General features: G+C 55.9%; 27 protein-coding genes. 11 read left to right on the top strand and 16 right to left on the bottom strand.

Annotated elements, in window-relative coordinates; translation table 11 throughout:
* Positions 1-7: 7 nt before the first annotated feature.
* Positions 8-766, top strand: a complete 759-nt coding sequence (locus HBA55_RS20825) for a YciK family oxidoreductase (RefSeq protein WP_166995398.1) — start codon at positions 8-10, stop codon at positions 764-766.
* Here the strand turns inward: HBA55_RS20825 and HBA55_RS20820 are convergent.
* Together HBA55_RS20820 and HBA55_RS20815 are read right to left on the bottom strand one after the other, a co-directional pair.
* Positions 763-1,620 (bottom strand): Nmad3 family putative nucleotide modification protein, encoded by an 858-nt coding sequence (locus tag HBA55_RS20820; protein WP_166995396.1) that lies wholly within the window; start codon positions 1,618-1,620, stop codon positions 763-765. The genes HBA55_RS20825 and HBA55_RS20820 overlap by 4 nt on opposite strands.
* Before the next feature lie 20 nt (positions 1,621-1,640).
* Positions 1,641-3,221, bottom strand: a complete 1,581-nt coding sequence (locus HBA55_RS20815) for a methyl-accepting chemotaxis protein (RefSeq protein WP_166995394.1) — start codon at positions 3,219-3,221, stop codon at positions 1,641-1,643.
* Between the two features lie 215 nt (positions 3,222-3,436).
* Here HBA55_RS20815 and HBA55_RS20810 point away from each other — a divergent pair, with 215 nt between their 5' ends.
* Both HBA55_RS20810 and HBA55_RS20805 read left to right on the top strand, forming a co-directional pair.
* Complete coding sequence (locus HBA55_RS20810) at positions 3,437-4,438, top strand: metal-dependent hydrolase (RefSeq protein WP_166995392.1); 1,002 nt, start codon at positions 3,437-3,439, stop codon at positions 4,436-4,438.
* Between the two features lie 89 nt (positions 4,439-4,527).
* Positions 4,528-5,244: a YebC/PmpR family DNA-binding transcriptional regulator gene (locus tag HBA55_RS20805; RefSeq protein WP_166995390.1), complete on the top strand. Its 717-nt coding sequence runs from the start codon at positions 4,528-4,530 to the stop codon at positions 5,242-5,244.
* A gap of 78 nt (positions 5,245-5,322) precedes the next feature.
* On the opposite strand, the gene HBA55_RS20800 is transcribed toward HBA55_RS20805, so the two are convergent.
* The 4 genes from HBA55_RS20800 to HBA55_RS20785 form a co-directional block, all read right to left on the bottom strand.
* A complete protein-coding gene (locus tag HBA55_RS20800) occupies positions 5,323-5,694 on the bottom strand; it encodes a VOC family protein (protein WP_166995388.1) in 372 nt (123 codons plus the stop codon).
* A gap of 110 nt (positions 5,695-5,804) precedes the next feature.
* Complete coding sequence (locus HBA55_RS20795) at positions 5,805-6,278, bottom strand: BamJ family beta-barrel-assembly machinery protein (protein WP_166995386.1); 474 nt, start codon at positions 6,276-6,278, stop codon at positions 5,805-5,807.
* A 35-nt stretch (positions 6,279-6,313) separates the two neighbouring features.
* Entirely contained in the window at positions 6,314-6,850 is a 537-nt protein-coding gene (locus tag HBA55_RS20790) for a DUF2058 domain-containing protein (RefSeq protein WP_166995384.1), read from the bottom strand.
* An 81-nt stretch (positions 6,851-6,931) separates the two neighbouring features.
* Positions 6,932-7,639 (bottom strand): enoyl-CoA hydratase/isomerase family protein, encoded by a 708-nt coding sequence (locus tag HBA55_RS20785; RefSeq protein WP_166995382.1) that lies wholly within the window; start codon positions 7,637-7,639, stop codon positions 6,932-6,934.
* Between the two features lie 174 nt (positions 7,640-7,813).
* On the opposite strand from HBA55_RS20785, the gene HBA55_RS20780 reads away from it, so the two are divergent.
* From HBA55_RS20780 to HBA55_RS20755, 6 genes are all read left to right on the top strand, one after another.
* Positions 7,814-8,509 (top strand): ABC transporter permease, encoded by a 696-nt coding sequence (locus HBA55_RS20780; protein ID WP_166995380.1) that lies wholly within the window; start codon positions 7,814-7,816, stop codon positions 8,507-8,509.
* A gap of 70 nt (positions 8,510-8,579) precedes the next feature.
* On the top strand, positions 8,580-9,983 hold the full coding sequence (gene hemN, locus HBA55_RS20775) for an oxygen-independent coproporphyrinogen III oxidase (protein ID WP_166995378.1): 1,404 nt from the start codon (positions 8,580-8,582) through the stop codon (positions 9,981-9,983).
* Positions 9,984-10,112: 129 nt separating this feature from the next.
* Positions 10,113-10,616, top strand: coding sequence for a cyclic pyranopterin monophosphate synthase MoaC (gene moaC, locus HBA55_RS20770; protein WP_166995376.1), 504 nt, complete (start codon positions 10,113-10,115; stop codon positions 10,614-10,616).
* Positions 10,616-10,867 (top strand): molybdopterin converting factor subunit 1, encoded by a 252-nt coding sequence (moaD, locus tag HBA55_RS20765; RefSeq protein WP_166995374.1) that lies wholly within the window; start codon positions 10,616-10,618, stop codon positions 10,865-10,867. Before moaC ends, moaD begins: the two co-directional genes overlap by 1 nt.
* Positions 10,868-10,869: 2 nt before the next feature.
* A complete protein-coding gene (moaE, locus tag HBA55_RS20760) occupies positions 10,870-11,322 on the top strand; it encodes a molybdopterin synthase catalytic subunit MoaE (RefSeq protein ID WP_166995372.1) in 453 nt (150 codons plus the stop codon).
* Positions 11,323-11,347: 25 nt separating this feature from the next.
* Positions 11,348-11,785: a PaaI family thioesterase gene (locus HBA55_RS20755; RefSeq protein WP_166995370.1), complete on the top strand. Its 438-nt coding sequence runs from the start codon at positions 11,348-11,350 to the stop codon at positions 11,783-11,785.
* Between the two features lie 12 nt (positions 11,786-11,797).
* Here HBA55_RS20755 and HBA55_RS20750 read toward each other — a convergent pair whose 3' ends face one another.
* On the bottom strand, positions 11,798-12,397 hold the full coding sequence (locus HBA55_RS20750; RefSeq protein WP_166995368.1) for a hemerythrin domain-containing protein: 600 nt from the start codon (positions 12,395-12,397) through the stop codon (positions 11,798-11,800).
* A gap of 175 nt (positions 12,398-12,572) precedes the next feature.
* On the opposite strand from HBA55_RS20750, the gene HBA55_RS20745 reads away from it, so the two are divergent.
* Positions 12,573-12,839, top strand: a complete 267-nt coding sequence (locus HBA55_RS20745; RefSeq protein ID WP_166995366.1) for a hypothetical protein — start codon at positions 12,573-12,575, stop codon at positions 12,837-12,839.
* A gap of 7 nt (positions 12,840-12,846) precedes the next feature.
* Here HBA55_RS20745 and HBA55_RS20740 read toward each other — a convergent pair whose 3' ends face one another.
* From HBA55_RS20740 to HBA55_RS20715, 6 genes are all read right to left on the bottom strand, one after another.
* Positions 12,847-13,680 (bottom strand): class I SAM-dependent methyltransferase, encoded by an 834-nt coding sequence (locus tag HBA55_RS20740; protein ID WP_240946188.1) that lies wholly within the window; start codon positions 13,678-13,680, stop codon positions 12,847-12,849.
* 84 nt (positions 13,681-13,764) lie between these two features.
* On the bottom strand, positions 13,765-14,301 hold the full coding sequence (locus HBA55_RS20735; RefSeq protein WP_166995364.1) for a hypothetical protein: 537 nt from the start codon (positions 14,299-14,301) through the stop codon (positions 13,765-13,767).
* A 157-nt stretch (positions 14,302-14,458) separates the two neighbouring features.
* Positions 14,459-16,429: a GldG family protein gene (locus tag HBA55_RS20730; RefSeq protein WP_166995362.1), complete on the bottom strand. Its 1,971-nt coding sequence runs from the start codon at positions 16,427-16,429 to the stop codon at positions 14,459-14,461.
* Positions 16,430-16,432: 3 nt separating this feature from the next.
* Positions 16,433-17,191, bottom strand: coding sequence for an ABC transporter permease (locus HBA55_RS20725; protein ID WP_166995360.1), 759 nt, complete (start codon positions 17,189-17,191; stop codon positions 16,433-16,435).
* A complete protein-coding gene (locus HBA55_RS20720) occupies positions 17,188-18,129 on the bottom strand; it encodes an ABC transporter ATP-binding protein (RefSeq protein ID WP_166995358.1) in 942 nt (313 codons plus the stop codon). Before HBA55_RS20720 ends, HBA55_RS20725 begins: the two co-directional genes overlap by 4 nt.
* Positions 18,130-18,341: 212 nt before the next feature.
* Positions 18,342-19,613, bottom strand: a complete 1,272-nt coding sequence (locus HBA55_RS20715; protein WP_166995353.1) for an HDOD domain-containing protein — start codon at positions 19,611-19,613, stop codon at positions 18,342-18,344.
* 162 nt (positions 19,614-19,775) lie between these two features.
* Between HBA55_RS20715 and HBA55_RS20710 the strand changes: the two genes are divergently transcribed.
* Positions 19,776-20,312, top strand: a complete 537-nt coding sequence (locus HBA55_RS20710) for a leucine-rich repeat domain-containing protein (protein ID WP_166995352.1) — start codon at positions 19,776-19,778, stop codon at positions 20,310-20,312.
* A gap of 27 nt (positions 20,313-20,339) precedes the next feature.
* Here HBA55_RS20710 and HBA55_RS20705 read toward each other — a convergent pair whose 3' ends face one another.
* From HBA55_RS20705 to bamC, 3 genes are all read right to left on the bottom strand, one after another.
* Entirely contained in the window at positions 20,340-20,627 is a 288-nt protein-coding gene (locus HBA55_RS20705; protein ID WP_166995349.1) for a PilZ domain-containing protein, read from the bottom strand.
* A gap of 479 nt (positions 20,628-21,106) precedes the next feature.
* Positions 21,107-21,862, bottom strand: a complete 756-nt coding sequence (locus HBA55_RS20700; protein ID WP_166995347.1) for an MBL fold metallo-hydrolase — start codon at positions 21,860-21,862, stop codon at positions 21,107-21,109.
* A 3-nt stretch (positions 21,863-21,865) separates the two neighbouring features.
* On the bottom strand, positions 21,866-23,050 hold the full coding sequence (gene bamC, locus HBA55_RS20695; protein WP_166995345.1) for an outer membrane protein assembly factor BamC: 1,185 nt from the start codon (positions 23,048-23,050) through the stop codon (positions 21,866-21,868).
* Between the last annotated feature and the right edge of the window lie 24 nt (positions 23,051-23,074).

Raw genomic sequence — 23,074 nt, 5'->3', positions numbered from 1 at the left:
AAGCATCATGAACACCCTTCCTCAGGGCTACCAGCCCGACAGTAACATTTTGCACGATAAAGTGATTGTGATCACCGGCGCCGGTGCCGGCATTGGCCGCAGCGCAGCACTCAGCTTTGCCAGGCATGGTGCCACGGTAGTATTGCTCGGTCGCACCACCCAGAAGCTGGAGATGGTCTACGACGAAATCGAAGCCGCTGGCGGCCCGCAACCGGCCATCTATCCGATTAACCTCGAAGGCGCCTGCGAAAAAGACTACGAGGACATGGCCCAGGCTTTGTTCGACGAGTTTGGAAAATTGGATGGCCTGCTGCATAACGCGGCGGAGCTGGGTGAACGCACGCCCATCAACAACTATTCCGCAGACACCTGGCAGCGGGTGATGCAGGTCAACGTCAACGCGCCGTTTATGCTCACCAAGGCACTGCTGCCGCTGCTGGAAAAATCGGACGCGGGGTCCATTGTTTTTACCGGTTCCAGTGTCGGTTACGAAGGCCGCGCCTTCTGGGGGGCTTATGCAGCGTCCAAAGCCGCTAACGAAAACATGATGCAGACGTTGGCCCAGGAACTTGAAGGTACCACTCAAATTCGTGTCAACAGTATTAACCCGGGCGCCACCCGAACCTCCATGCGCGCGGCGGCTTACCCTGCTGAAAATCCCGCTGATGTTAAATCAGCCGATGATCTCATGCCGCTGTATGTGTATTTGATGGGCGCAGACAGTAAGGACGTCAGCGGACAACAATTCAGTCACGCCGGCAGTTAGAAACTGGAATTGACCAGCCCCTTTAGCCAGCGTATCGCATCTGGGTAATATTGGGTATCAAGTACAAATTCCTGTCCCCGTGCGGCGCTGCGCAAGAAGCAGTGCCGAGCGTCTCGGCTCCAACGCTCCGGCTTGGCATGATAGCTCAGTGGTGGCTGGCCGTTATCCGGAAAAAACCAACGGGGCAGTCGCCAAAAGCTTGGAGATCGGGCCGCCGGGTCCGTTAAGATCTGCTTTTTTCCGGCGCTCGCAAATACCCCATGGCCGGGCAATTGAGTCGTACGGCCATTAATCTTTAATCGATTCGCTGAGACATAAATGGTGTTATTGTCATCGGCCTCGCCATGGCAATGGGGATGATAGCTCAGCCAACTGTGTTCGTTGTGCAGATCCAATTCGTCTACTTTGAGAACCTGGGCAATTTGCATCCATCCCCACAAAACATGCTTTGGTGGCGCACCGGGTTTAAAGCGCCAGCCCTCCTCAAGGTGCTCGATTTCACGAAACAGGCCAAAGTACAGAAACACATCTCCAACCCCAACCGCCTGTTTGCGCAAATGCCCCTGAGCTGAACCGGCTTGCCCCAGCACGGGTCTCCAACCTTGAGAGCGTCGATAATGACCAGGAGTCATATCGGGATCGAGATGAGCGCCGTGATTCGCCCTGACGCCACGCTTCGTTAACTGTTCCACCAGGTCGCCGACATTGACATCGCCATGATGGAGATCGCCATAGGCAATCCGCGAACGCTGGTCGGGAATAGGCAGCGCCAGCAAACGACCGTCAGGAAACTGCGGATTGGGACAACCTCCCGCCGACGAATCGAAACCCTTTCGGCTTAAGATCAGCTTCACCTGACTTCCAGCACAGTGCTCTATAGCCTGAATTCGCTCACTTGCTGATTCAACACGGCAAAACGTTCAGCAACCAACTGAGACGCACCGCTCACCGTGTGCGTCTCACTTTCCACGGATTCCGACAACTCCTGCAGAGCTTTCAATAAGTCGCCGACACTGCCCATCTGCTCACGCTGAGCACCGGTGGCGTTGGCAATACTCTGATTGGCTTGCACCACCACCTCGATAGCGGTGCGGATGTCGCCAAGCGACGAGCCTGCGCTACGCGCCTGCTCCACTGCCTCGCCAGCGGAGCTTTGGGTGGACTGCATCGCTTGTACGGAATTTTCCACGCCGCTGGCGACCTGCCCGATGACACTCTGGATCTCTTCGGTGGCCGTCTGTGTGCGAGTGGCCAGCTGGCGCACTTCGTCCGCTACCACAGCAAAGCCACGTCCCATCTCTCCGGCCCTTGCCGCCTCGATGGCGGCATTCAGGGCCAGAAGATTGGTCTGGTCTGCAATCTCGCGAATAACTTCCACTAATCCACTGATGCGGGCACTTTCACTGCCCAGGGCTTCGATAAGACTGCTGGCCACTTCGATTTCCTCAGCCAGCATGGCAATCCGATCCACCGCTTTGTCGACTTCCTGTTCGCCAATTTGTGCCTGGCTTTTGCCGCTTTCCGCACCCCGTGCCGCTTCGTCCGCCTGGTGTGCCACCTCTTCGACGCCACGGCTGAAATCGTCCATGGTCTCCACCAGGCGTCCGGACGCCTGCATCTGTTGCGCGACACTGGCGCTGGCGCGGGTAACCACCTGGTTGAGTTCACCCGTGGCCTGATTCAGGTCCGATGAAACACTGTGGACCACGCCGATCATGCTGCGAAAACCCTCGTAGAGCTTATTCAACGCACCGGATATCAGTCCGACCTCACCGCCCTGATTGGCGGGAAACTGACAACCGAGATCCCGTTCCGCGGCCGATTGATCCAGCCGTTGAGCCAAGCCTTCCACTGGGCGGGACACGAGTTGTTTGACCATCCAATAGGCAAGGGCGGCGAACACCAACAGCAACACCGCAAACCCCTGGGCAAACACCGTCGCGCGCTCCAGCAAGGAGAGCGACTCACGCGACCCCTCCAAGGTCTGTTGCTCGATCAGCTCAACCTGCTCATCAAGCTGGCGTTGTATACGTGTGCCCGTCTGCGCCAATTGGGACAGTTGTTCTCGCGCCAGATCCCAATCCACCGACTCGGCGCTCATGGTAGCGCCCAGCCGATCAAGCACCTGCTCCACCTGACCGGCCGACGTACTCAGCTGAGAACGTTCCAGCCCCTCGCGCAGCCGACCAAATTGCTCCCGACGCTGGCGGTCGTATTGCTCTGCATCCAACGACAGTGCGTAGCGTGAGTAGGCGATCACCTGCAGACGGTCCAGGGCGGTGCGAGTGTGACCGATGGACAACAATTGAGGTAACTGACGCTCCCCCACCACCATCAGCTGTTTCGAGACGTCGCCGTGCAGACCGATCAATACGGCCACCAGGGCCACACCCAGTACCGCGTTAATGGCGAACCCCAGAGAAATGCGAAAGGCGATGGAGTTGGGAAAGCTCATAATCTCAACCTGCTTCTGTGTTGGCTGTGTTGGCGTTCAGTGTATAGACCTGCCAGTTCAGTTTAGTTCCTGAATGAGATATCGGCGTCAAGCGCCAAAGATAAAGTCCTGTCTTTACGCTTCCTGGCTTTTTCCTGCGTCCCATTGCCCCTAAACTGGATATCCCTGCCTGCCGGTGCCCGCACGGAAGACGTTATGAATATGGAGAACAGTACATGGACCCATTGACTCAGGCCGCCCTCGGCGGCGCCGTTGCCCAGACCCGTGGCAGGCCGCGGGAGCTCGCCAAGGCGCTGGCGATTGGGGCGCTGGCCGGTATGGCGCCAGACCTGGACGTACTGATTCGATCCGAGGGCGATCCGCTGCTGGCGCTGGAATTTCATCGCCATTTTACCCACTCGCTGCTGTTTATCCCCTTCGGTGCGTTGATTTGCGCACTGGCCTTTTATCCGCTGTTAGCCGGTCGCTGGAACCTGACCTTCAAGCAAATCTACATCTGGTGCCTGCTGGGCTACGGCAGCCACGGCTTGTTGGACGCCTGCACCACCTATGGCACCCAGCTGCTCTGGCCCCTAAGCAATGACCGCTTTGCCTGGGACTGGATCTCGGTGGTCGATCCCCTGTTCACATTACCGCTGCTGGCCTTGGTGATTTTGGCCGCGGTACACCGCAAGCGCGGCTTGACCCTGGTCGGCCTGATCTGGGGGCTGGCCTATATCGGACTCGGCGCCATACAACATGAACGGGCGTTGCAACTGGGCGAACAACTGGCCCGGGATCGCGGACACCAACCCCAGCGTCTGGAGGCCAAACCCAGCTTCGGCAACCTGGCGGTGTGGAAAGTGGTCTACGAAACCGAACAGCACTTTTATGTGGATGCGGTAAAACCCGGTTGGTCCAATAGCCGAGTCTGGCAAGGAGACAGCGTGCCCAAGCTTGATCTGGCAAGAGATCTGCCCTGGCTTACCGGCGATACTCAACAGGCTCGCGATATTGAACGCTTCAGATGGTTCTCCGCCGGTTATATTGCGCTGGACCAGAATGACCCCAGGCGGGTCGTGGATATCCGCTACTCACTGCTGCCCCACCGGATTGATCCCCTTTGGGGAATCCAGCTTGACCAGGGAGCCACGAGTCAGGATTTTGCCCGTTATTACACGGATCGTGGAGACGGCCGCAAGGCTCTGGGTGACCTCTGGCAGATGATTGTCGAATAGCCCGGGTGCTCGCTGGCGGTTTTCACCCAAGCCCTGAAAAGGTAGAATCCAGCGTTTTGAGCACAAAATTGAGAGCATAGGTCAGTTTCATGGGCAGAGCCTTCCAGAACCGCAAAGAATCCATGGCCAAAACGGCCGACCAAAAATCCAAAATTTACAGCAAATACGGTCGTGAGATTTATGTCTGCGCCAAGAAGGGTGGCGTGGACCCCGATGGCAACCTCGCACTGCGCAGCATGATCGACAGAGCGAAGAAAGACCAGGTTCCCGCTCATGTGATCGACAAAGCCATCGACAAAGCCAAGGGCGGTGGCGGTGAAGACTTTGATGTGGCTCGCTATGAGGGCTTCGGTCCAGGCAATTGTATGGTCATAGTGGAATGCCTCACCGACAACCCCAATCGTACCTTTGGCGATGTGCGCCAGTGCTTTACCAAAACCAAAAGCAAGATCGGCAGCCAGGGCTCCGTCGCCCACATGTTCGACCACTGCGCCATTCTGGCCTTTAAGGGTGACGACGAAGAAGTGGCGTTGGAAGCGCTGATGGAAGAAGATGTGGACGTCACCGATATCGAGTGCGAAGACGGCATGATCACCGTGTTTGCTCCCCACACCGACTTCTTCAAGGCCAAGCAGGCGCTGAGCAATGCTATTGAGGGGATTGATTTCGAAGTGGCCGAGATTCAGTTTGTTCCCCAAACCACCACGGCGGTCAGTGGCGACGACGTCGAGATGTTCGACAAGTTCCTGGACATGCTCGACGACGTTGATGATGTTCAGCGGGTTTACCACAACGCCGAACTCTAATCTGCTTGGATCCTGGTTGGGATCTATCTCATCACGACTGCCGAGACACCGAGGTCTCGGCAGTCGCCAGCGACTGAATTACCCAAAGACGAAGAACGCGCCCTTGTTGCCGTCCGGATCGCGAAAGTAAGCACCGTAGAATACGTCTGGCATACGCTGTCCCGGCTCGCCTTCGCAGGTGGCACCCAGCTCAATGGCCTTTTTGTAGAGCTTGTCGACGGTAGGCTTGTCAGGAGCGGGAATGGCAAACATATTGCCGTTACCCGGATTGGGGTCTTCCTCGTTAAAGGGAATGCACACAGCCAGCATTGGCTCATGGGCGGATTTGCCGATCATGGCGATGCGATCCATATCGAAAATCACCTTGGCACCGAGCTCACCCAGCAGCTCAGAATAAAACGCTTTGGCTTTTTCCATGTCCTTGACACCGATGGTTACGTATCCGATCACAATATCTCTCCTGAGTCAGTTTCGGGAATAAGGGCCTTGCAGCCTACACCATGCCTGCAAACCTGCGCCACGGGCAAAGCTGACAACTGCGGCGTCAGTTTTCGCAAGAATCAGCGGATATCCAGCAATTCGACATCAAAAATCAAAACCGAGCCGGGCGGGATAATACCGGCCGAACGCTTGCCGTAGCCCAGATCGCTGGGAATAAACAGGCGGGTTTTCTCGCCCACAGACATCAGCTGCAGTCCCTCCTGCCAACCTTTGATCACCTGGTACAGGCCAAACTCGATGGGCTCGCCCCGATCCACAGAACTGTCAAACACGGTGCCGTCTATCAGGGTGCCGTGGTAATGCACTTTTACCTTGTCACGAGCGCCGGGGCGCTGCTTGCCGTCCCCCGCTTCCAGCACCAGGTATTGCAATCCGGAGGCCGTGCTTACCACCCCTTCTTTACTCTTGTTCTGCTCCAGAAACTCGCGACCTTTCTGCAGGTTTTCAGCATAATTGCTCTTGCCTGCGGAGACGCGCTGCACCAGCAGAAACACCGCCACAATAGCAATGATGGCGACAATAATTTTAGTCATTGGAATTTCCCCTTTTCCCTAGGCCTCAATCAAAGTTACCACATCAGATCATCAGGAATCTGGTAATCCGCGTAGGGATCATCCTCATCCATCTGATCCTGAGCGGCGGCTACAGACAACACCACCGACTCATCACGCTCAGCGATCTTTTCTGCCACAGGCACCGGCACCAGTTCGTAGCCCTCTCCCAGTTTGACGATGGCAAGACGGCCTCGGGTCAGCTGCTCCTGCACCGCCGCGGAGACGTGAATTTTTTTGATCTGTTTGCCATCAGTGAAATTGTAGGGAATATCGCCCCCGCCTTTCGACTGCAGATTCATCTCGATCAGTTGCTTGATCTGCGCCGCAACGGCTTTCTTGTCCGCCTCCGCCTTGCGCTCGGCATTCAGCTGACGATCCCGTTCAGCCTTTTCTTCGCGGGCTTGCTGGGCCTGCAACTTGGTTTCGTCCACGACCACCTGCTTGGACTTCTTCTGAACCTTGGCGGCTTTGCGCTTGTCTTTGTTGACCTGCTTGGCTTTCTTGGCGTCAACCAAGCCGGCCTTCATCAATTGATCCTGCAAGGAGCTCATTGCCGGCTACCTCCCTCTGTCGAATCGGCAAAACCGCTATTTTAGCGGCTGCCAGGGCCGGGAGGAAGCCACATGGGAAACTCAGTACCCCAGAGCCTCTGCATGACGGGTCAGCCCCTCGCGCATACGCCGTTTGATGGTGGTATAGGTATTGCGATCCTTCTGGGCCAATTGTACGGCCAGATTCATAGCCTCCTGCTGCAGCGCTTGCAGCGGATAAATGGCATCCACTACGTCCGCCGCCACGCATTCCTCGCCGGTCAATGGGGTGCCCAGAAGTGCCATCTGCTTGAGCACATGCTTGTTGGGAAGCAGCCCGATAATGTCCGTCATCACCTCGGTAAAGGGGATATGAATATTCACTTCCGGATAGCAGAAACGCCCCCTATCGGCCCTCATGACCCGAAAATCCAGAGCCGTCAGCAGTATCGCCCCGCCGGCATAGGCGTTGCCGTTAATACAGGCGATGGTGGGAGCATTGAACATGGCCAGACGGTACAGCACCCGCTCCAGCTCCAAGACAAAGTTTTGTACCCCCTCTGGCGTCTGACTACCCAGCCACTCCAGATCAATGCCGGTGGAGAAGGTTTTTTCATGCTCGCAGGTGATCAACAGGGCAGTATTGCCCTCGTAGTTTTCGACGGCATCGAGGGCCCGATGATACTCCCCCATCACGTCAATATTGAGCTTGTTTTCGTGCTCGTTATTGGTGAGCGTCAGCACGTGCACGCCGTCCACCAGCCGTAATTGCATAGTGGACATATTGAGATCTGAGGATTGTTTGGTCATGATCGAACTCCGGGCTGTTTTTCACTCTTGACAGTCTTCATAGCCATCACAGTCTAGCCAGCTGCCACGGCCCGACCTATGACAAAATCCTCCAGATGCAATGACATTCCCGGCCTGCTGCCTTAGACTCACGTCAAACTCATCCTCGGCAATAACGCCATCGATCACCGGATTATGTCGATTATTTCCTGGTCAGCGCTGAGCTGGTGCCTGATTCCCATCGCCTTGGTTTGCGCCATATACATTGCCTGGCAGGGCCGAGCCAATGAAGTCCTGCTCGCCAGCGCCCGAATGTTGCTGCAGCTGGTGGGCGTCGGCTATGTGCTGGTGGTGTTATTCGAGAACCCTTCCCCCTGGTTAAGCCTGGCGGTCTTGACCGTCATGATCACGGCTGCCGGCTGGATCGCGATTCGTCCTGTTCGCCACCAGAGCGGCTATCTGCAGCCGGCGCTGATCTCTCTCGGTCTTGCGGTTTCCCTGCACCTGTTGTTGTCGCTGAAGTTGGTGATGGGTGTGGAGCAGTGGTACAGCCCCAATGTGCTGATCCCGCTCGCCGGCATGTACTTTGCGAACACCATGAATGCCATTAGCCTGGCAGCGGAACGTTACCAGTCTGAACTCGACCGCAGCGTGGCACCCCTGGAAGCGCGGGGACAGGCCTTCCAGGCCGCCATGATCCCCCAGATTAATGGCCTTTTGGCCGTAGGCCTGGTGGCATTGCCAGGCATGATGACCGGTCAGATCCTGTCCGGGGTTTCTCCGCTGGTGGCCGTTCGCTACCAGATCATGATTATGGCCATGATCCTGGGCACCAGTGGCACTGGTGCCGCTCTGATGCTGTGGCTGCTAAGCCGACGACACGCGGATTGACACACGTCAAGGTAAAGCTTGCGCAAACGAACTACCCTGTCGTCTTTACTTTTTTCAGACGACAGACTGCATGACCAGCAAAGAATTTAGCAACAGCACTACCGTTCACTGGAACCAAGGCATGATCCAGCGATATGATCTGGCCGGCCCGCGTTATACCTCCTACCCAACGGCTCCGCAGTTTGTCGAAAACTATCCCACCTCGGAGGTGGACGCCGCCATTGAGCGCAGCAACCAGGCCGCCCGCCCGCTGTCACTGTATTTCCATATTCCGTTCTGCGACACCATTTGTTATTACTGTGGCTGCAACAAGATCGTCACCGCCAATAAAAAACGGGCCCGCCCTTACTTGGATGCCATGCAGCAGGAGATCGCCCTGCGCGCCAACCAGTTCGATACCTCTCGCCCGGTACACCAACTGCACTGGGGTGGCGGCACCCCCACTTACATCAGCGACGACGAAAAACGCGAACTGATGGCCGCCACCCGCGAGCACTTTCAACTGCTCGACGACGACAGCGGCGAATACTCCATCGAAATCCATCCCGGCGGCCTCAATCCCGACACTCTGGGTGTCTTGAGAGAGATTGGATTCAACCGCTTGAGCATGGGGGTGCAAGACTTCGACGCCCGGGTCCAGCACGCCGTTAACCGGTTTAACAGCTACGAAGAAGTGCGCCAATTGACCGAACGAGCCAAGGCTGAAGGGTTTCACTCTCTGAGCATGGATCTGATTTACGGTCTGCCCTACCAGAGCCTTGAGAGCGTCAGCCAGACTCTGGAGCAGGTGATAGAACTCGCCCCCGAACGCTTGTCGCTGTTCAACTACGCGCACCTGCCACACCTGTTCAAGAGCCAGAACCAGATCGATACCAAGGCCCTGCCAGAACCTCAGGAAAAACTGCAGATGCTGGAGCACTCTATCGAGCGGTTACAGCAAGCCGGTTATGTCTATATCGGCATGGATCACTTTGCCAAACCGGACGATGATCTCGCTGTGGCCCAACGCGAAGGGCTGTTGCAACGCAATTTTCAGGGCTATGCCACCCATGGCAATTGCGATCTGTTGGCCTTCGGTGTCTCCTCGATCAGCGCCATTGATAATATTTACGTCCAGAACTACAAAGACATCCCCAGCTATTCGAAGGCGCTTGAGCAGGGGCAAGCCCCCAGTTTTAAGGGGCTGACCTTAAGTGCGGACGATCAATTGCGTCAGGCGGTTATCAATCAGTTGATCTGTCATTTCAAACTGGATTTCGCTGCGATTGAAAGGGCTTACGAGATTGATTTTGAGGCCTACTTTGCCGAGGCTCTGGCATCACTTCAGCCCTTGCTGGACGATCAGCTGCTCAAGCGCAGCGAGGCCGGTTTGGAAGTTTCCGACGATGGGCGCCTGCTGATTCGCCGAATCTGCATGGCCTTTGATGCCTATCTGGATTCCCCGCAGCCGGTACGTTACTCGCGCATTATTTGATCCCCCCAAAGTGGTCTTACTTTAGGTCGCGGTGTGACTGTGGGTTCACCCACCAGCCGGGCTCTGGGAGTACTATCAGCTGCCAATACAGAGTAATATGGTGGGCTAATTCCAGTACTGACTAGATCTATGAGTGAATTTACCCACCTGGACAGCCAGGGCCACGCCCATATGGTAGATGTCGGCGCCAAGGCGGACACCGAACGCCAGGCCAGCGCCGAAGCCTTTGTACGTATGAACGCCGAAACCATGCAATTGATTATGGAAGGCGGCCACAAAAAAGGGGATGTGTTTGCCGTTGCCCGTATCGCCGGCATCCAGGCGGCCAAAAAATGCTCCGACCTGATCCCCCTTTGTCACCCCCTGATGCTGACCTCGATAAAGGTCGAGCTGGAAGCGCTGCCGCAACAGCAATGCGTTCACATCACCAGCACCTGCAAGCTGCGCGGCCAGACCGGTGTCGAGATGGAGGCCCTCACTGCCGCTTCCGTCGCCGCCCTCACCATTTACGACATGTGCAAAGCCGTGGACAAAGGCATGGTGATTGAGACTGTGCGCCTGCTGGATAAACAGGGCGGCAAATCCGGACACTGGGTCGCCGATACCCCCCAAAACCCCTCGGAGAAGTTGTGATGATCAACCTGCTGTTTTTCGCCCGCCTGAGGGACGACCTCGACTGCCAACAAGAGTCTCTGGCGCTGCCGGAGGAGGTCACCAATGTCGGTCAGCTTCGCGACCTTCTGTGCCAGCGGGGTGACAAGTGGCAGCAGGCGTTGAATATGCCGGGCCTGTTCGTCGCCGTGAATCAGGAAGTCTGTGACTGGAATGCCGAACTCAGTGGCGGAGAGGAAGTGGCTTTTTTCCCTCCCGTGACCGGCGGTTAAGTATGATTATCGTCCAGGAGCAGGACTTTGACCTGCAAGCTGAATACTCGGCACTGCGAGAGGACAGCCCGGCCATCGGCGCCATTGTGACCTTTACCGGATTGATGCGGGATTTTAATCAGGGCGACGATGTCCAGTCCCTGTTCCTCGAACACTACGCCGGCATGACCGAGAAGGTGCTTGAAAAAATCTGCGCTCAGGCACGCGACCGCTGGTCGATCCAACAGATACGGCTGATTCATCGGGTGGGTGAATTGCGTCCCAGCGACCAGATCGTGTTTGTGGGTGTATCCTCAGCCCACCGCGGCGATGCATTTGCCGCCTGTGAATTTATCATGGATTTTCTTAAAACCCAGGCTCCCTTCTGGAAACGCGAGCAGACTCGCGATGGTGACCGTTGGGTGGATGCCCGCCAGAGCGATGCCGATGCCGCCAGGCGCTGGCAAAAAGATTGAGGGGCTCACCAATGGACTATTTTGCATGACGGCCTATCAACCGGCGGACTTCGCCATACCTTCGGGTTTCCAGCATTACGCCGGCGATAACGCTGAAGATTACCTCGGCCCGTTTTTCTACCGCGTGCAGGAAGACGAGGGTGGTGAAATGTTTCTGGAGGGCGCTTTTCGCGTAAAGGCGCACCACTGCAATATGGGCGGCTCCACTCATGGCGGCGTGCTGATGAGCTTTGCCGATTATTGCCTTTGTATGCCTGTGTTTCTGCACCATTCGCCTGGCGTCGTTACCGTCAGCTGCAACAGCGAATTTATCGGCTCCTCCTGCGAGGGCGACCTGATTATGGGCCGCGCAGAGTTGACCCGACAGGGCAAATCACTGGCGTTTACCCGCTGCACACTCAGTGTCGATGACCGCCCCGTACTCACCGCCAGCGGTGTTATCAAGCTCCTGGAGCCGCGTTAACAATAAAGCCAGTCAGATCCTTCGAGCGGGCTGGCTGATGGCGGCCTGAATTTGCTGGTGCGCCTCAGACTCCAGCACATAGTCCAAGAGCTCCATATACTCCTGTCGCAGGTTATCGCCAAACAAGGGATCGTCGGCGGCCTCAATCTGGGCTTCGAGCTCCTGCCAGTCCCCGTCAGAGAGGCACTCGGCCATCAGCGGGTAGGTCAGTTCGTTTTCGCGATCAATATGGGACAGCTGGCGCATCAGGAACTCGCGAGAATCGCGCATCAGTCGATCCATGGGCACAACCGTGTCATTGGCAATCGCGGTAAACAGTGCATCCAGATCCCTCGTGGACTGTTCAAGATCCTGGTGCTCAGCGTGAATGGCGGCAATTTTCTTGGCGTGCTGTGGGTGGCTGCGGGCGATATGCGCGAAAATGACGTCCTCAACCGGGTGATGCCAACGCTCGGGATACACCTTGATATAGTCAAGGGCATCCAGAATCAGGGACAGGGGATTCTCGACCCGGCTGTCCGACTCCAACGACTCCACCTGGCGCTGCAAACACCGTAACAAGCGGCTGAAATGGTAGTGATCTTTATGTAGTTGTTTCTCAATCGGGTGCATAGGTCATATCCCTTTAATCTCAAAGGTTGAACAATTACAGCAACCCTTTGAAAATTACACCCTGACTGGACTCAGGCCCTTGATGCACATCAACTGGAGGAGCGGGCGCCCCTTCCCTCAGTTAAACCAAGTCGCTCTAAGCCCTGCCGTTTTTAGACTCAATGAATGATGATCCATGCCCGAGAATCGATGGTTAACCCTGCTGAAGAATCACTACAGCGCCCCTCTGGAACTGAGTTTCCGCCAGTTCAAGTTGGGGGCCATGCTGTTCTTTACCGGCCTGGTGATCGTCTACCTCGCCCACCAGCAGCTGCCACCCTCCGTGACTCTGGAGGTGGTAACATTGGTGGGTTTATTGCTGGTGGGGGTTGGGTTTTTGCTGGCCATGCTGGCGCAGATTCGGATGCTGATCAGCCGCATTCTTAACTTCTTCAGAAGTTGAATGCCTGTCAGACTTCTATTGGCTGCTCGAAACTGTCCAACGAGCGATTGACGTAGATATCGTAGCGGCTGGTTTTGCCACTAAGCTGGTAGGTCGGTGCCTGCCCCCCCAGAAGCGGCGCTTTACGCGGGCGCTTGACCACCACCCGATAATGGGCCAGCTCGCAGGCCAGTGGTAACAGCTCGCCGGCGTCTTCGTCCCGCCCTACCAACTGATGAAATACAGCCATGTCTTTTTTGACGCTCGCGGACTTACTGCGCTCGGGAAACATCGGGTCCAGATAGACCACGTCAAAAGTCTGATCAGCCTTTTGGCAATCGCTCAGGAATAGGCGCGCATCCCCTTTATGCAGGTGCATGCGACCGGCGATAGCCTGCAATTGCGCATCATCCTCGCTATGTCGGGCACGACGCAATCCGTCGCCAAGCAGCTCCGCCACCACTGGGGTACGCTCCAACAGCGTCATCTCACAACCCAGGCTGGCCAGGACAAAGGCATCCTTGCCCATACCCGCCGTAGCATCAAGCACCTTCAGACCTGGCCTGACGCCAACAGCCTTGGCAATCATCTGCCCCCTGCCACCGCCGAAATGGCGGCGGTGGGCAACGGCACCGGCGGCAAAATCCACACGAACAGGCCCCGGAGCTTTTTTGCCCAGAGGCTGCAGAGCCAACCCGCCCTCGCTCAGAATCAGCGCATAAGGGTATTCGGCGTGCCGGCTGAACTGCTTAAAGTCTTCAACCTCCAGCAACTCGCAGGGAAGGTTTTCCAGCAACTCGCTGGCGAGCGGATGCAGCGACGGCATCTCACAAATCAGAGGGATTGGCGCACTGTCGGACATGGCGTTCCATTGGAGACTGCATCAGGGGGATATCAAAGGGGGAACAGGCCCGGCCGCCAGATACGGCCGGGAGAGCATCAGAACTTAGCGACTGGCGATACTGGGAGCGATAAGGCGATCAAGATGGGCAATCAATTGCTCTGCGTCAGCAACAGCCACCAGCTGGTCACAACTGCCGGATACCAGCTCCTCGCTTATATGGCGGGCAGCTACCAGATAGGTTTCGCCCTTATCCATTTTATGATGACAATCACGCAGAGATACCCGTAACTCGGTGCCTTGTGTGATTTCACCTTTCCAGCGACGTTGCTCTGCCATTTGGTAGGTGTAGCCTTCGACCGAGAGAGCGCCGGTAAAGCTCATGGCGCGATTAATGAGGCTGTTCACATGAGTAATTTCAACCAGCGCCAGCCAATCGGCATCGGCAATCAGGGTTTCAGCCTGTTGTTGTGGGGTAAGTTGAGGTGAGCTATGCAGACTGGACTGAGACGATTGCTCAGCGCCGATGTCGGTAGCTGCAGCCTCTGTCGCCACCTTATCGCCGTCTGAGACTTCGGCGGTTTCCGCCCAAGAGACACTCATTACAGCAAACAGCGCAAAAGCCAACATTGATTTCATCATCGCTCCCATTCTCACCCGATTTGTCCCGGCCTTTACCCTCTTCAGGCAAAAGGTTTATCACCCAAACAACCTGTGCATTTTTTAGGCGCGCCTAGCTTAACCGCTGCCGGCATAATCATCAATGCCCCAGATTAATTTTTGAAGGCGACAGTCACCCTCAGAGCCCGCTCTGGCGACGGCGATAAACAAGAACCACCACCATTAGCACCATCAGCAATGCGGGAACCAGCGCAATATTGATCCAGCGCAGACGGGCTTCCAGTGCATCAATTGACTCGTTGAGCTGGTGCTGCACCTGACGCAATTGCTTGCGAGTCTCAAGGCGCTGGGCCTCGAAAGCCTTGATCTCCGCCTGCTGCGCGTCACTTAAGGTTGCCGCACCGGTATCGCCCTGCAGGTCCGGCGTTGGCGCCAGGCTGGCGATGGATGCCTCCAATTGCTCCAGTCGCTGCAGCAACACCTGCTCTTGCTGCTTGAACTTCTCCGCCGCTGCGCTGCGAAGCTCATTGACCACATCAAACGGACGGGAATATTGGCCCCGGGAACGCAGGCTGATCAGCGCCTCACTGCCACCCAGATTTTCCACCGCATTGATGACAAAGTCACCGTTATTGGCCCAGGGCACCATTACCTGCTGCCCAAAGAAGTTGGACACCTGTACCCAAAGGCGATCACTCAGCAGATCCACATCCGCCACCACAATTACGTTGACCTTGCCACTATCCCGATGTGGTGGCACTGACTCAGTCTCTTCCGGTTCCTGTGCTGATTCGTCGCCATCAACTTCTGATTTTTGTGTCGATTCAGCCGCCTCAGGTTCAGGCTGCTCATCCAGCTCTGGCTCCTTTTCCGGCTCTGGCTGCGGCGCAGCATCAAAGGCACTGGCGGCCTCACCACTGATCTTTGCGGCCAGCACATAGCGCTCACCCGTGGGCACAAATTCGTTCAACAGTTCGCCGTGGTCCCGAATCGACACGTAGCGTTCACTTTCGATCAGGGCCGCTGCGTCGGAACTCTGCAACAATGGCTGAAATTGAGTGGATGAACCTTCTGCCTGCAACAGATACCCACTGCTGGCAACATTGATGCTGTCCAACTCCGTCGTAATAATGGAGTTTCGATCCATCGCCTCATCCATTAAACCCACGATGCCGACATGGGGAAGTGGAACACCCCCGTTGGCAGCGGAAATTCTCAACCCCCAGCGGCTGTCACCGACAATTTGTCCGGGATCGAAATCCACACCCCAGCCAGCCAGCAATTCTCCCAGTTCTGATCCGCTGGCCTGGCCCGGCATGCGCGCATTGATCTCGGCATGGGGGTCCACAAACACCAGTGCCCGACCACCACTGAGCACAAACTGGTCGATAGCGTAGAGTGTTTTTTCCTCGAGGTTTTGCGGATGGGCAACCAGCAATACATCCAGATTTTCATCCATCAGACTGAGTCCGGAGTCGTGAATCTGGCGTACCTCAGCCACACCGCGAAGCTGTTCTATAATCGCCCACGGGTCTGTGGACTGGCGGCTGGCAAAATCGTAACCGCCAAACATCTGCACGCCGCTGATAACGCCTACCGCTAATTGCCGGTTACTGCCAAGACGATAAATCACCTGACTGATATCGTATTCGAGAAAACGTTCGCGCTCGGGATTAAAAAAAGCAATCACTTCACCGGCGGCCTCTTCTTGTCCCTGCTGACTCTGCCGCTCCACCACCAATCCCATATACATGGTGTCACCGCCCAGACTGACGGGGGCCCCCTGCAACCCGGCCAGAGTAGCCTCGTCCTCAGCTTCACTGAAGGGCTCCGGATCAATCATCTCCAATGTCAGCTTACCCGGATTCAAGGCTTCATATTCGGTGAGCAGATCGCGAATTCGCTGGGCATAGTCACGCAACTGCGGCAATTCCCGCGCAACGGACTCAGAAAAGAAAAACTTCATCACCAGCGGTTCTTCAATATCCGCCACCAGCTGCTTTGAGCCTTGCCCCAGGGTATAGAGTTCCTCTTCAGTCAGATCGATACGCCAGGCGGGCGCCATTTGCAGCAGCGCCGTGACCACCACCAGCAAGGTAACACTGGCCGCAACGCTATAGCCGCGCAGTGAGGTAAACAAATTCATCATGAATTACTCCGCACGTTTCCAATCTACAACCGCCACGGTGGCCAACAGCCAACAGAGCATAAATACCAGGAAGAAACCGACATCCCGCACATCCAGCACACCCCGGGAAATGGCCTGAAAGTGCGTCAGAAAACTCATTGACGCGAGCACGTCGGCCAACGCCTGAGGAAACGTTGATTGCATGGCATTCACCACCGGTGCAAAGCCCAGCAGGAGGAATACCAGACTGACGACCAACGACAGTACAAACGCAATCACCTGATTTTTTGTCAATGCGGAAAGGAAGCAACCCAGGGCCAGAAAGCTGCCGCCCATGAGCCAACTGCCAACATAAGCCGCCAGGATAATGCCGTTATCGGGGTCTCCCAGATAGTTCACGGTGATCCACATGGGCAGAGACATCAACAGCGCAATGGCGGTAAAACTCCAGGCTGCCAGAAATTTGCCCAGCACCGCGTCGAGCGTTGTCAGCGGTAGAGTCATCAGCAATTCGATGGTGCCAGTCTGTCGCTCTTCTGCCCACAGACGCATGGCCAGCGGCGGCATCAGTACAAGATAGAGCCAGGGATGAAAAGTAAAAAAGGACATCAAATCCGCCTGCTCACGGCGGAAGAAGCTGCCCATTTCAAAGGTCAGAAACCCACTCAGCAGAACAAACACCGAGAGAAACACATAGGCCAGTGGCGTGGCAAAGTAGCTGCGCAGCTCCCGACGATATACGGATTTGGTCCGCGCGACGGCGCAAAGTACGGCTGCACTCATCCTTGCACTCCTTCGTTAGCAGCGGCGGTCACCCGACGAAACACATCATCCAGACGACCGCTGGAAATCGACATGGCTTTGGGTTCTATACCTTGCTCCTGCAATGCCAGTTGCACGGGCTGCCAGAGATGCTGCCCTTCTTCGGGTACCACAATCAGCTGATGATCACTGTCACTACTGATATAAATCTGGCGAACACCCGGCAGGGTTTTGAGGGCATCCATAACCGCCATGGGTTGTTCCACTTCCAACTCGATGGCCTGGTAGTAATCGGAGCTTGCTTTCAGCTCTGCCGGCGTGGCATCTGCCACCAGACGACCTTGATTGATAATAATGGCGCGCTGACAAACGGCTTCCACTTCTTCCAGAATGTGGGTGGAGATAATCACGATTTTGTCACTCGACAATTCCCGGATCAGCTGCCGGACTTCAAATTTCTGGTTTGGGTCCAGCCCATCCGTCGGCTCATCGAGCACCAATACCTGAGGATCGTGCAAGAGTGCCTGGGCAATGCCCACGCGCCGCTGAAACCCTTTGGACAAGGTTTCCACCGGACGCTGCTGCACATCCTGCAGCTGTAACCGTTCCACAACCCGATCCACACAGGCATCGCGGCTCGCGGGTGCCACGCCGCGGGCCTCTGCGATAAAATTCAAAAAAGACCGCACCCGCATGTCACCATAGCTGGGAGCGCCTTCAGGCAGATAGCCCATAAGGCGTTTGGCTTCGAGCGGCGAGCGCACCACATCCTGGCCAAAAACGGTAACTGAGCCGGTGTCGGGCTTCAGAAATCCGGACAACATGCGCATGGTGGTTGATTTGCCAGCGCCATTGGGGCCGAGAAATCCCAATACCTCGCCTGGTCTAACCGTAAACGACAGATTGTCGACGGCGGTAAAGTGACCAAAACGTTTGGTCAGCTGCTTTATCTCAATCATAGAAATTCACTGGTTATAGCGCCGCTTACTGAGAATACATAGAAGCGCGCCTGTTATTGAGTTGAATTCAATGTTGGGCAGAATATAAGGTCGACGACGGGTGTTTTCAAGCTCCGACCTATGGCCCAGTCGCTCCCGACCCGTCATTCCTGCAAGAGCAGGAATGATGCTGAATCCAAAACAACGGGAACGGTATAGCGTCCTGCAGGAAACTAACTGCTGAGCAGCTGTTTGGCCTCGGCGATTTGCTCGCGGGCCTCGTCGAGAATACGAATGGTCAGCTCGGGACTGAGTTCGCCAAGCGGCAATTTTTTGAACGCTGGAACCTGATCAATGCGAGGCAAGGGGATGGCGTGCTTATTGCGGATGTAACTGTGCAACAGCGCAATCTGAACAATATCGCAGAGGTCAGCATCGCCTTTGGGATTACGCTGCCAGTCAGCAACACTCTTGGCGACTTCGACAAACTCCGGAGGAAACTTCCACATTTCCAGAATCTGCTCGCCGGCCTCCGCCCGCAGACTCTTCAGGGCGGTATCAATGGATTCTTCCGACTCCATCAGCTCCGGCTCATTTTCAATATAAGCCAGGATGGCGATAACCCCGATGTTGTGCAGTAATCCCGCCAGCATCGCCTCTTCGGCGAGCTGCCTGCCCTTGGCCACCATGCGGGCAATCACAAAGCTTATGGCACCAACCTCGACACTGTCCTGCCAGGCCCTCAGCATGCGCTTGCGCAGAGCAGGCGACTGACTGGAAAACAAGTCTCGCACTGCAAAACTCACCACCAGCTGGCGGGTGGTGTTGAGGCCGAGGCGGACAATGGCATTACTGGTGGTGTCGCACTTGCTGGCCCCATGGTACAGCGGGCTGTTGGCCGCACGCACCAGTTTTGCGGCGATAGAGGGATCGGCATTGACGACTTTGGCCAGCATATCCGCGTTGGTGTTGTCGTCTTCCAGCAGGTTACGAACCTTCATGGCCACTTCCGGCAGACTGGGAAGGACAAATTGATTGCGCTGAAGTGCGTTATGGAAACCACTGAGCAATTCCTGCTCTTCCATTTCCTCCACCGTGGACACCATACTGACGTGGTAGACATCCTCTGCTCGCTCGTAGCTGCTAAGCTCCTCGGCCAGATCCTCCAGGACATCGCTGTCTACAACGATCAGTTCACAGGGGCCGGTTGTAATGGCCGTGTATTGGCGGGGACGCAGGCGCGCCAGCTGTCGGCGGGCGTTGGGTTGCCCGGCGGCGACACGAAAACGCTTGCCATCCGCAGACTGCAGCTCCACCTCACCACTGAGAAGAAAGTATTCGTTGCTGTCGATGTCGCCAAACCCAAATAGCTGGGTCTTGCGAGCCACCTTGCGCCACTGTACCTGGCTGCGCAATAGCAGTAACTGATGGGCATCCAGTCCTTCAAAGGGTTCAAACTGCTGTAGTCGTTCCGGGGTCAGCTCACCCGCTTCCTGATCTTGCATACCGCCGTGATTTCCTGTCGCTCTACTTAATCTACAGGGCAGATTGTAACCGATGGTCGGTGAATAGAAAGCCAAAACGTGTAATTGCTCCACACGCCCTCGCTCAGAACTGTTATCATCCGTCCCCCCTAAAGGTTTGTCCCAACTTGTTGGCCACTCGATATGGTTTTGTCCTCGCTGCGCGCACTGATCACACCCTCGACTTGTCTGGCCTATTGCCTGTTCGGCGCCTGTCTAATCCTTTCCGGTTGTGCCCGCTACCAGGTCACGCTCAACGAAACTCCGGTTTATACACCTCCCCCGCTGTTCACTCAGTTTGATACCCGGGACCCACAGCTCAAGCGCTGCCTGGATCAGGCCATTAAGGATGGTCAGTATCGTTCAGCAACTGCGGTCTCCAGGTTGATCTGCAGCCACGCTGGATTAACCAGCCTTGAAGGCATTGAACAATTCAGAGGCCTGAAGGAGATCGACATCCGTGATAACCGGGTTCAAAGCCTGGAGCCGCTTCGCTATCTTTCACAACTGGAGGTTTTGCTGGTATCAGACAACCAGCTAAGTGATGCCGCAGTGCTGTTGACACTACCTGCCCTTTCTCAAGTGCACCTGGATAATAACCCTGAGCTCGGCTGCGACAATGTGCACCAGTGGCACCAGCATTATCAGGGCGAGGCACGCCTGCCCGGTCAGTGCCTGTAGGGCTCAAACCGCCCCAGCCCGGGCTGGCTATCCCGGATTAAACGGCGCGGAGGGGGTGAACATCAGCCCGGCCACATTGCGGTGATGATGCATGATGGTCATTTTCACCGGCTCATCGTTGATGGGCCCCACAACCTTCTTGAAGCATACGTCCACCACAGTCCCTACCGGAGGCACCTGGTAGTGTTCGATCAAGACCGAAGCTCCCCCATCTGAAATGTCTCTGGCAAAACCAATGATGGCCCCAAACGCGGGGTGGGTGATTTCTACTCGTATAGAAGTTGGTCTGCGCTCGAATCGCCGACGCTCATCCACGGCAATGACTCCTTATGCCCTGCTCACTCTCTGGGATTCCAAATAAACCACAATCCATCGGTAATTACTATCGGCTTCATGGCTATTGGTCTTTTAAATATGGCACCTAAATTGGCTAAACGCTAGAAACACCGAGCTTACCCACAACGACTGTCATCTTGTTGACACCGATTGGTAGCCTGGCGGTAATAATCCACAGCATCTGTGGATAAGTCTGTGGATGTCCTTTGTGCACCCGGCGCAATCGCTGAGTCGATGTGGACCCCTTCCAACTTGTCTAAAAAATATGCAAAGGATTTTTTATCTTAGTTTCAACCACTTAAGGGTCTTGGAGGAATCCTTGTCGCGCCAATCAACCTCAGCCCGATCGATGCAAACAGTGCCTGCCGGCGTGTGGAAAAGACTGTCAGGTTTGACAGGTTAAGAGGTCGATATATCGCAAGTGATCGCTCACACTTGCCCTCAGTGGTACCCCTGAGCTAGAGATGAAGCCAGCCGAACCCCTGCTCCTGGCAGGCGTAGACCACACGCTCTATCCCGTCGGTCGCGTCAGCAAGTGTTTCGCGAGCCCGTTCCACACAGTTGTTTTTCTGGCTGATATGCCCCACCACCAGAGTCTGCAAACGCTCACGATTGCTGCGATGCAGGAAGCCTGCTGCCTGCTGATTACTGAGATGCCCCCAGGGACCACCGACCCGACGCTTGAGGGAGGGCGGATAAGGACCATAGGCCAACATCTGAGGGTCGTGATTGGCCTCTAACAATAGTCCATCGCAGTCACTAAAGCAGTCCTCAACGTGGGCGCTGATAGTGCCCAGATCCGTGAGCACTCCCAAGCGCTTGTCGCCGGCTTCGAATACAAATTGAGTGGGCTCGTTGGCATCGTGAGGCACAGCCACAGGCTGGATCAGGATATTACCCAGCTCAAAGGGTCGGTAACCTTCAATCAGGTTAAGCTCCGGGAGCTTGCCCAGGTCGCGGCTGCGAAAGGTGCCGGCGGTCATGTAGACGGGCATCCCGTACTTGCGCGACAGTGGCGGCACGCCTTTCAGATGGTCGGAATGTTCGTGGGTCACCAAAACAGCGCTGACATCCTCAGCGCGGTAACCGAGCCGCTCCAGTCGCGCCTCGGTTTCCTTGATGGTAAAGCCGCAGTCGATCAGAAGCAGCTGATCTTCAAACGCAACCAGAGTCGCATTACCGCGACTGCCGCTTCCCAATGATGCAAATTTCATCCGTCAAATCAGATTATGGCGGATCATATTGAGCAGTTTTTTGGCTTCCTGATTGGGAAGGTTGCGGGCGTAGCCATCGCGAACGCGCACTTCGATAGAATCGTTCCAGCCACGCACGACAACCAGATAGCCCGGCACTTCATCCAAGGGATCCGCCGATCCACTCTTGATACTCTTGAAGATCTTGCGGTTGCTTTCTGTGTCTTCCAGCTGCAAATGTGCCAAGACTTCTGACAAACTGTAGGGCGAGCTGCTCTCTGGCTGATCTTCATCCGCGGAACCAAACCAGCGCGAGAAGAATCCCGGCTCTTCGGTTTCATCGGTGTATTCAGGATCGTAATCGATGTAGTAAACACCCACCACTTCGTCAGAGCCCCAGGTGGAGAAAGCTCCCTGACGCACAGCATGGCCCACGGTTGCCCAGGCGCGATTGTATTCCAGAACCAGACGCAGCACCGGCTCTTCGCCCTCAGCATCCAGCTTCACCTTATCACTCAGACCGATGGTTTGCGCCAGCAGAGAAGCCGCCTGGCTGCTGCCGCTATCGCTGGCAATCGTCGCTGCCAGCTCATCAAGCATCCAGGATTCGCGCTCGCCGTTGATGGAGCGTGCCGGCCAGTTGATCTGGCCCTTGGAGGGCAGGTCTTTATCCACACTCATGTGCAAGACGTGAATTTCGGTACTGTCAGGCTGTACGCCCTGTTCAATCTGAAGGCGATATTTGTCTTTGGTTTCCTCATCACCCTTGAATTTCAACCAGCCTGTTTCGATGACACCACTGGTGGCGTCGGTGAAAACCACATTGAGATTATTCCGGGACAGGAAGCCCCTGACTTGAGGCCAGACTTCAGCGGGCGGCGCACTGACCAGAATCCAGCGGCGACCGCTCAATTTCTGAATTTTTACCCGATCAGTAAAAGCGCTGTCGGACAACGGCTGCGGGCGCGGAACCTCAAAACTGCCGGCCAGCTCCTGATCACGCTCGACAATGGCTGGAATCGCGTACAGCTGCTCCACCTTTTGTTGCTCTACGCCAGCGGGCACCTGCATAGGGGCAATGACGTCCGCCTTCAGGTAATCGTCGCCGCGATCGCGAAAATACCCTTCCGGACCAAACAGGTTGCTACAGCCGCTTAAAGCGACCAACGGCATTAACAACGCCGAGCGACGCATTATGGATTTGATCATTATTGTTGTCATCTTCGCTTGCAT

Origin of the sequence: Pseudomaricurvus alkylphenolicus (assembly GCF_011683955.1) — a bacterium.
GTDB lineage: Bacteria > Pseudomonadota > Gammaproteobacteria > Pseudomonadales > Cellvibrionaceae > Pseudomaricurvus > Pseudomaricurvus alkylphenolicus.
The sequence above is the reverse complement of the archived record's forward strand: the minus strand, read 5'-3'. Positions and strand labels throughout refer to the sequence as shown.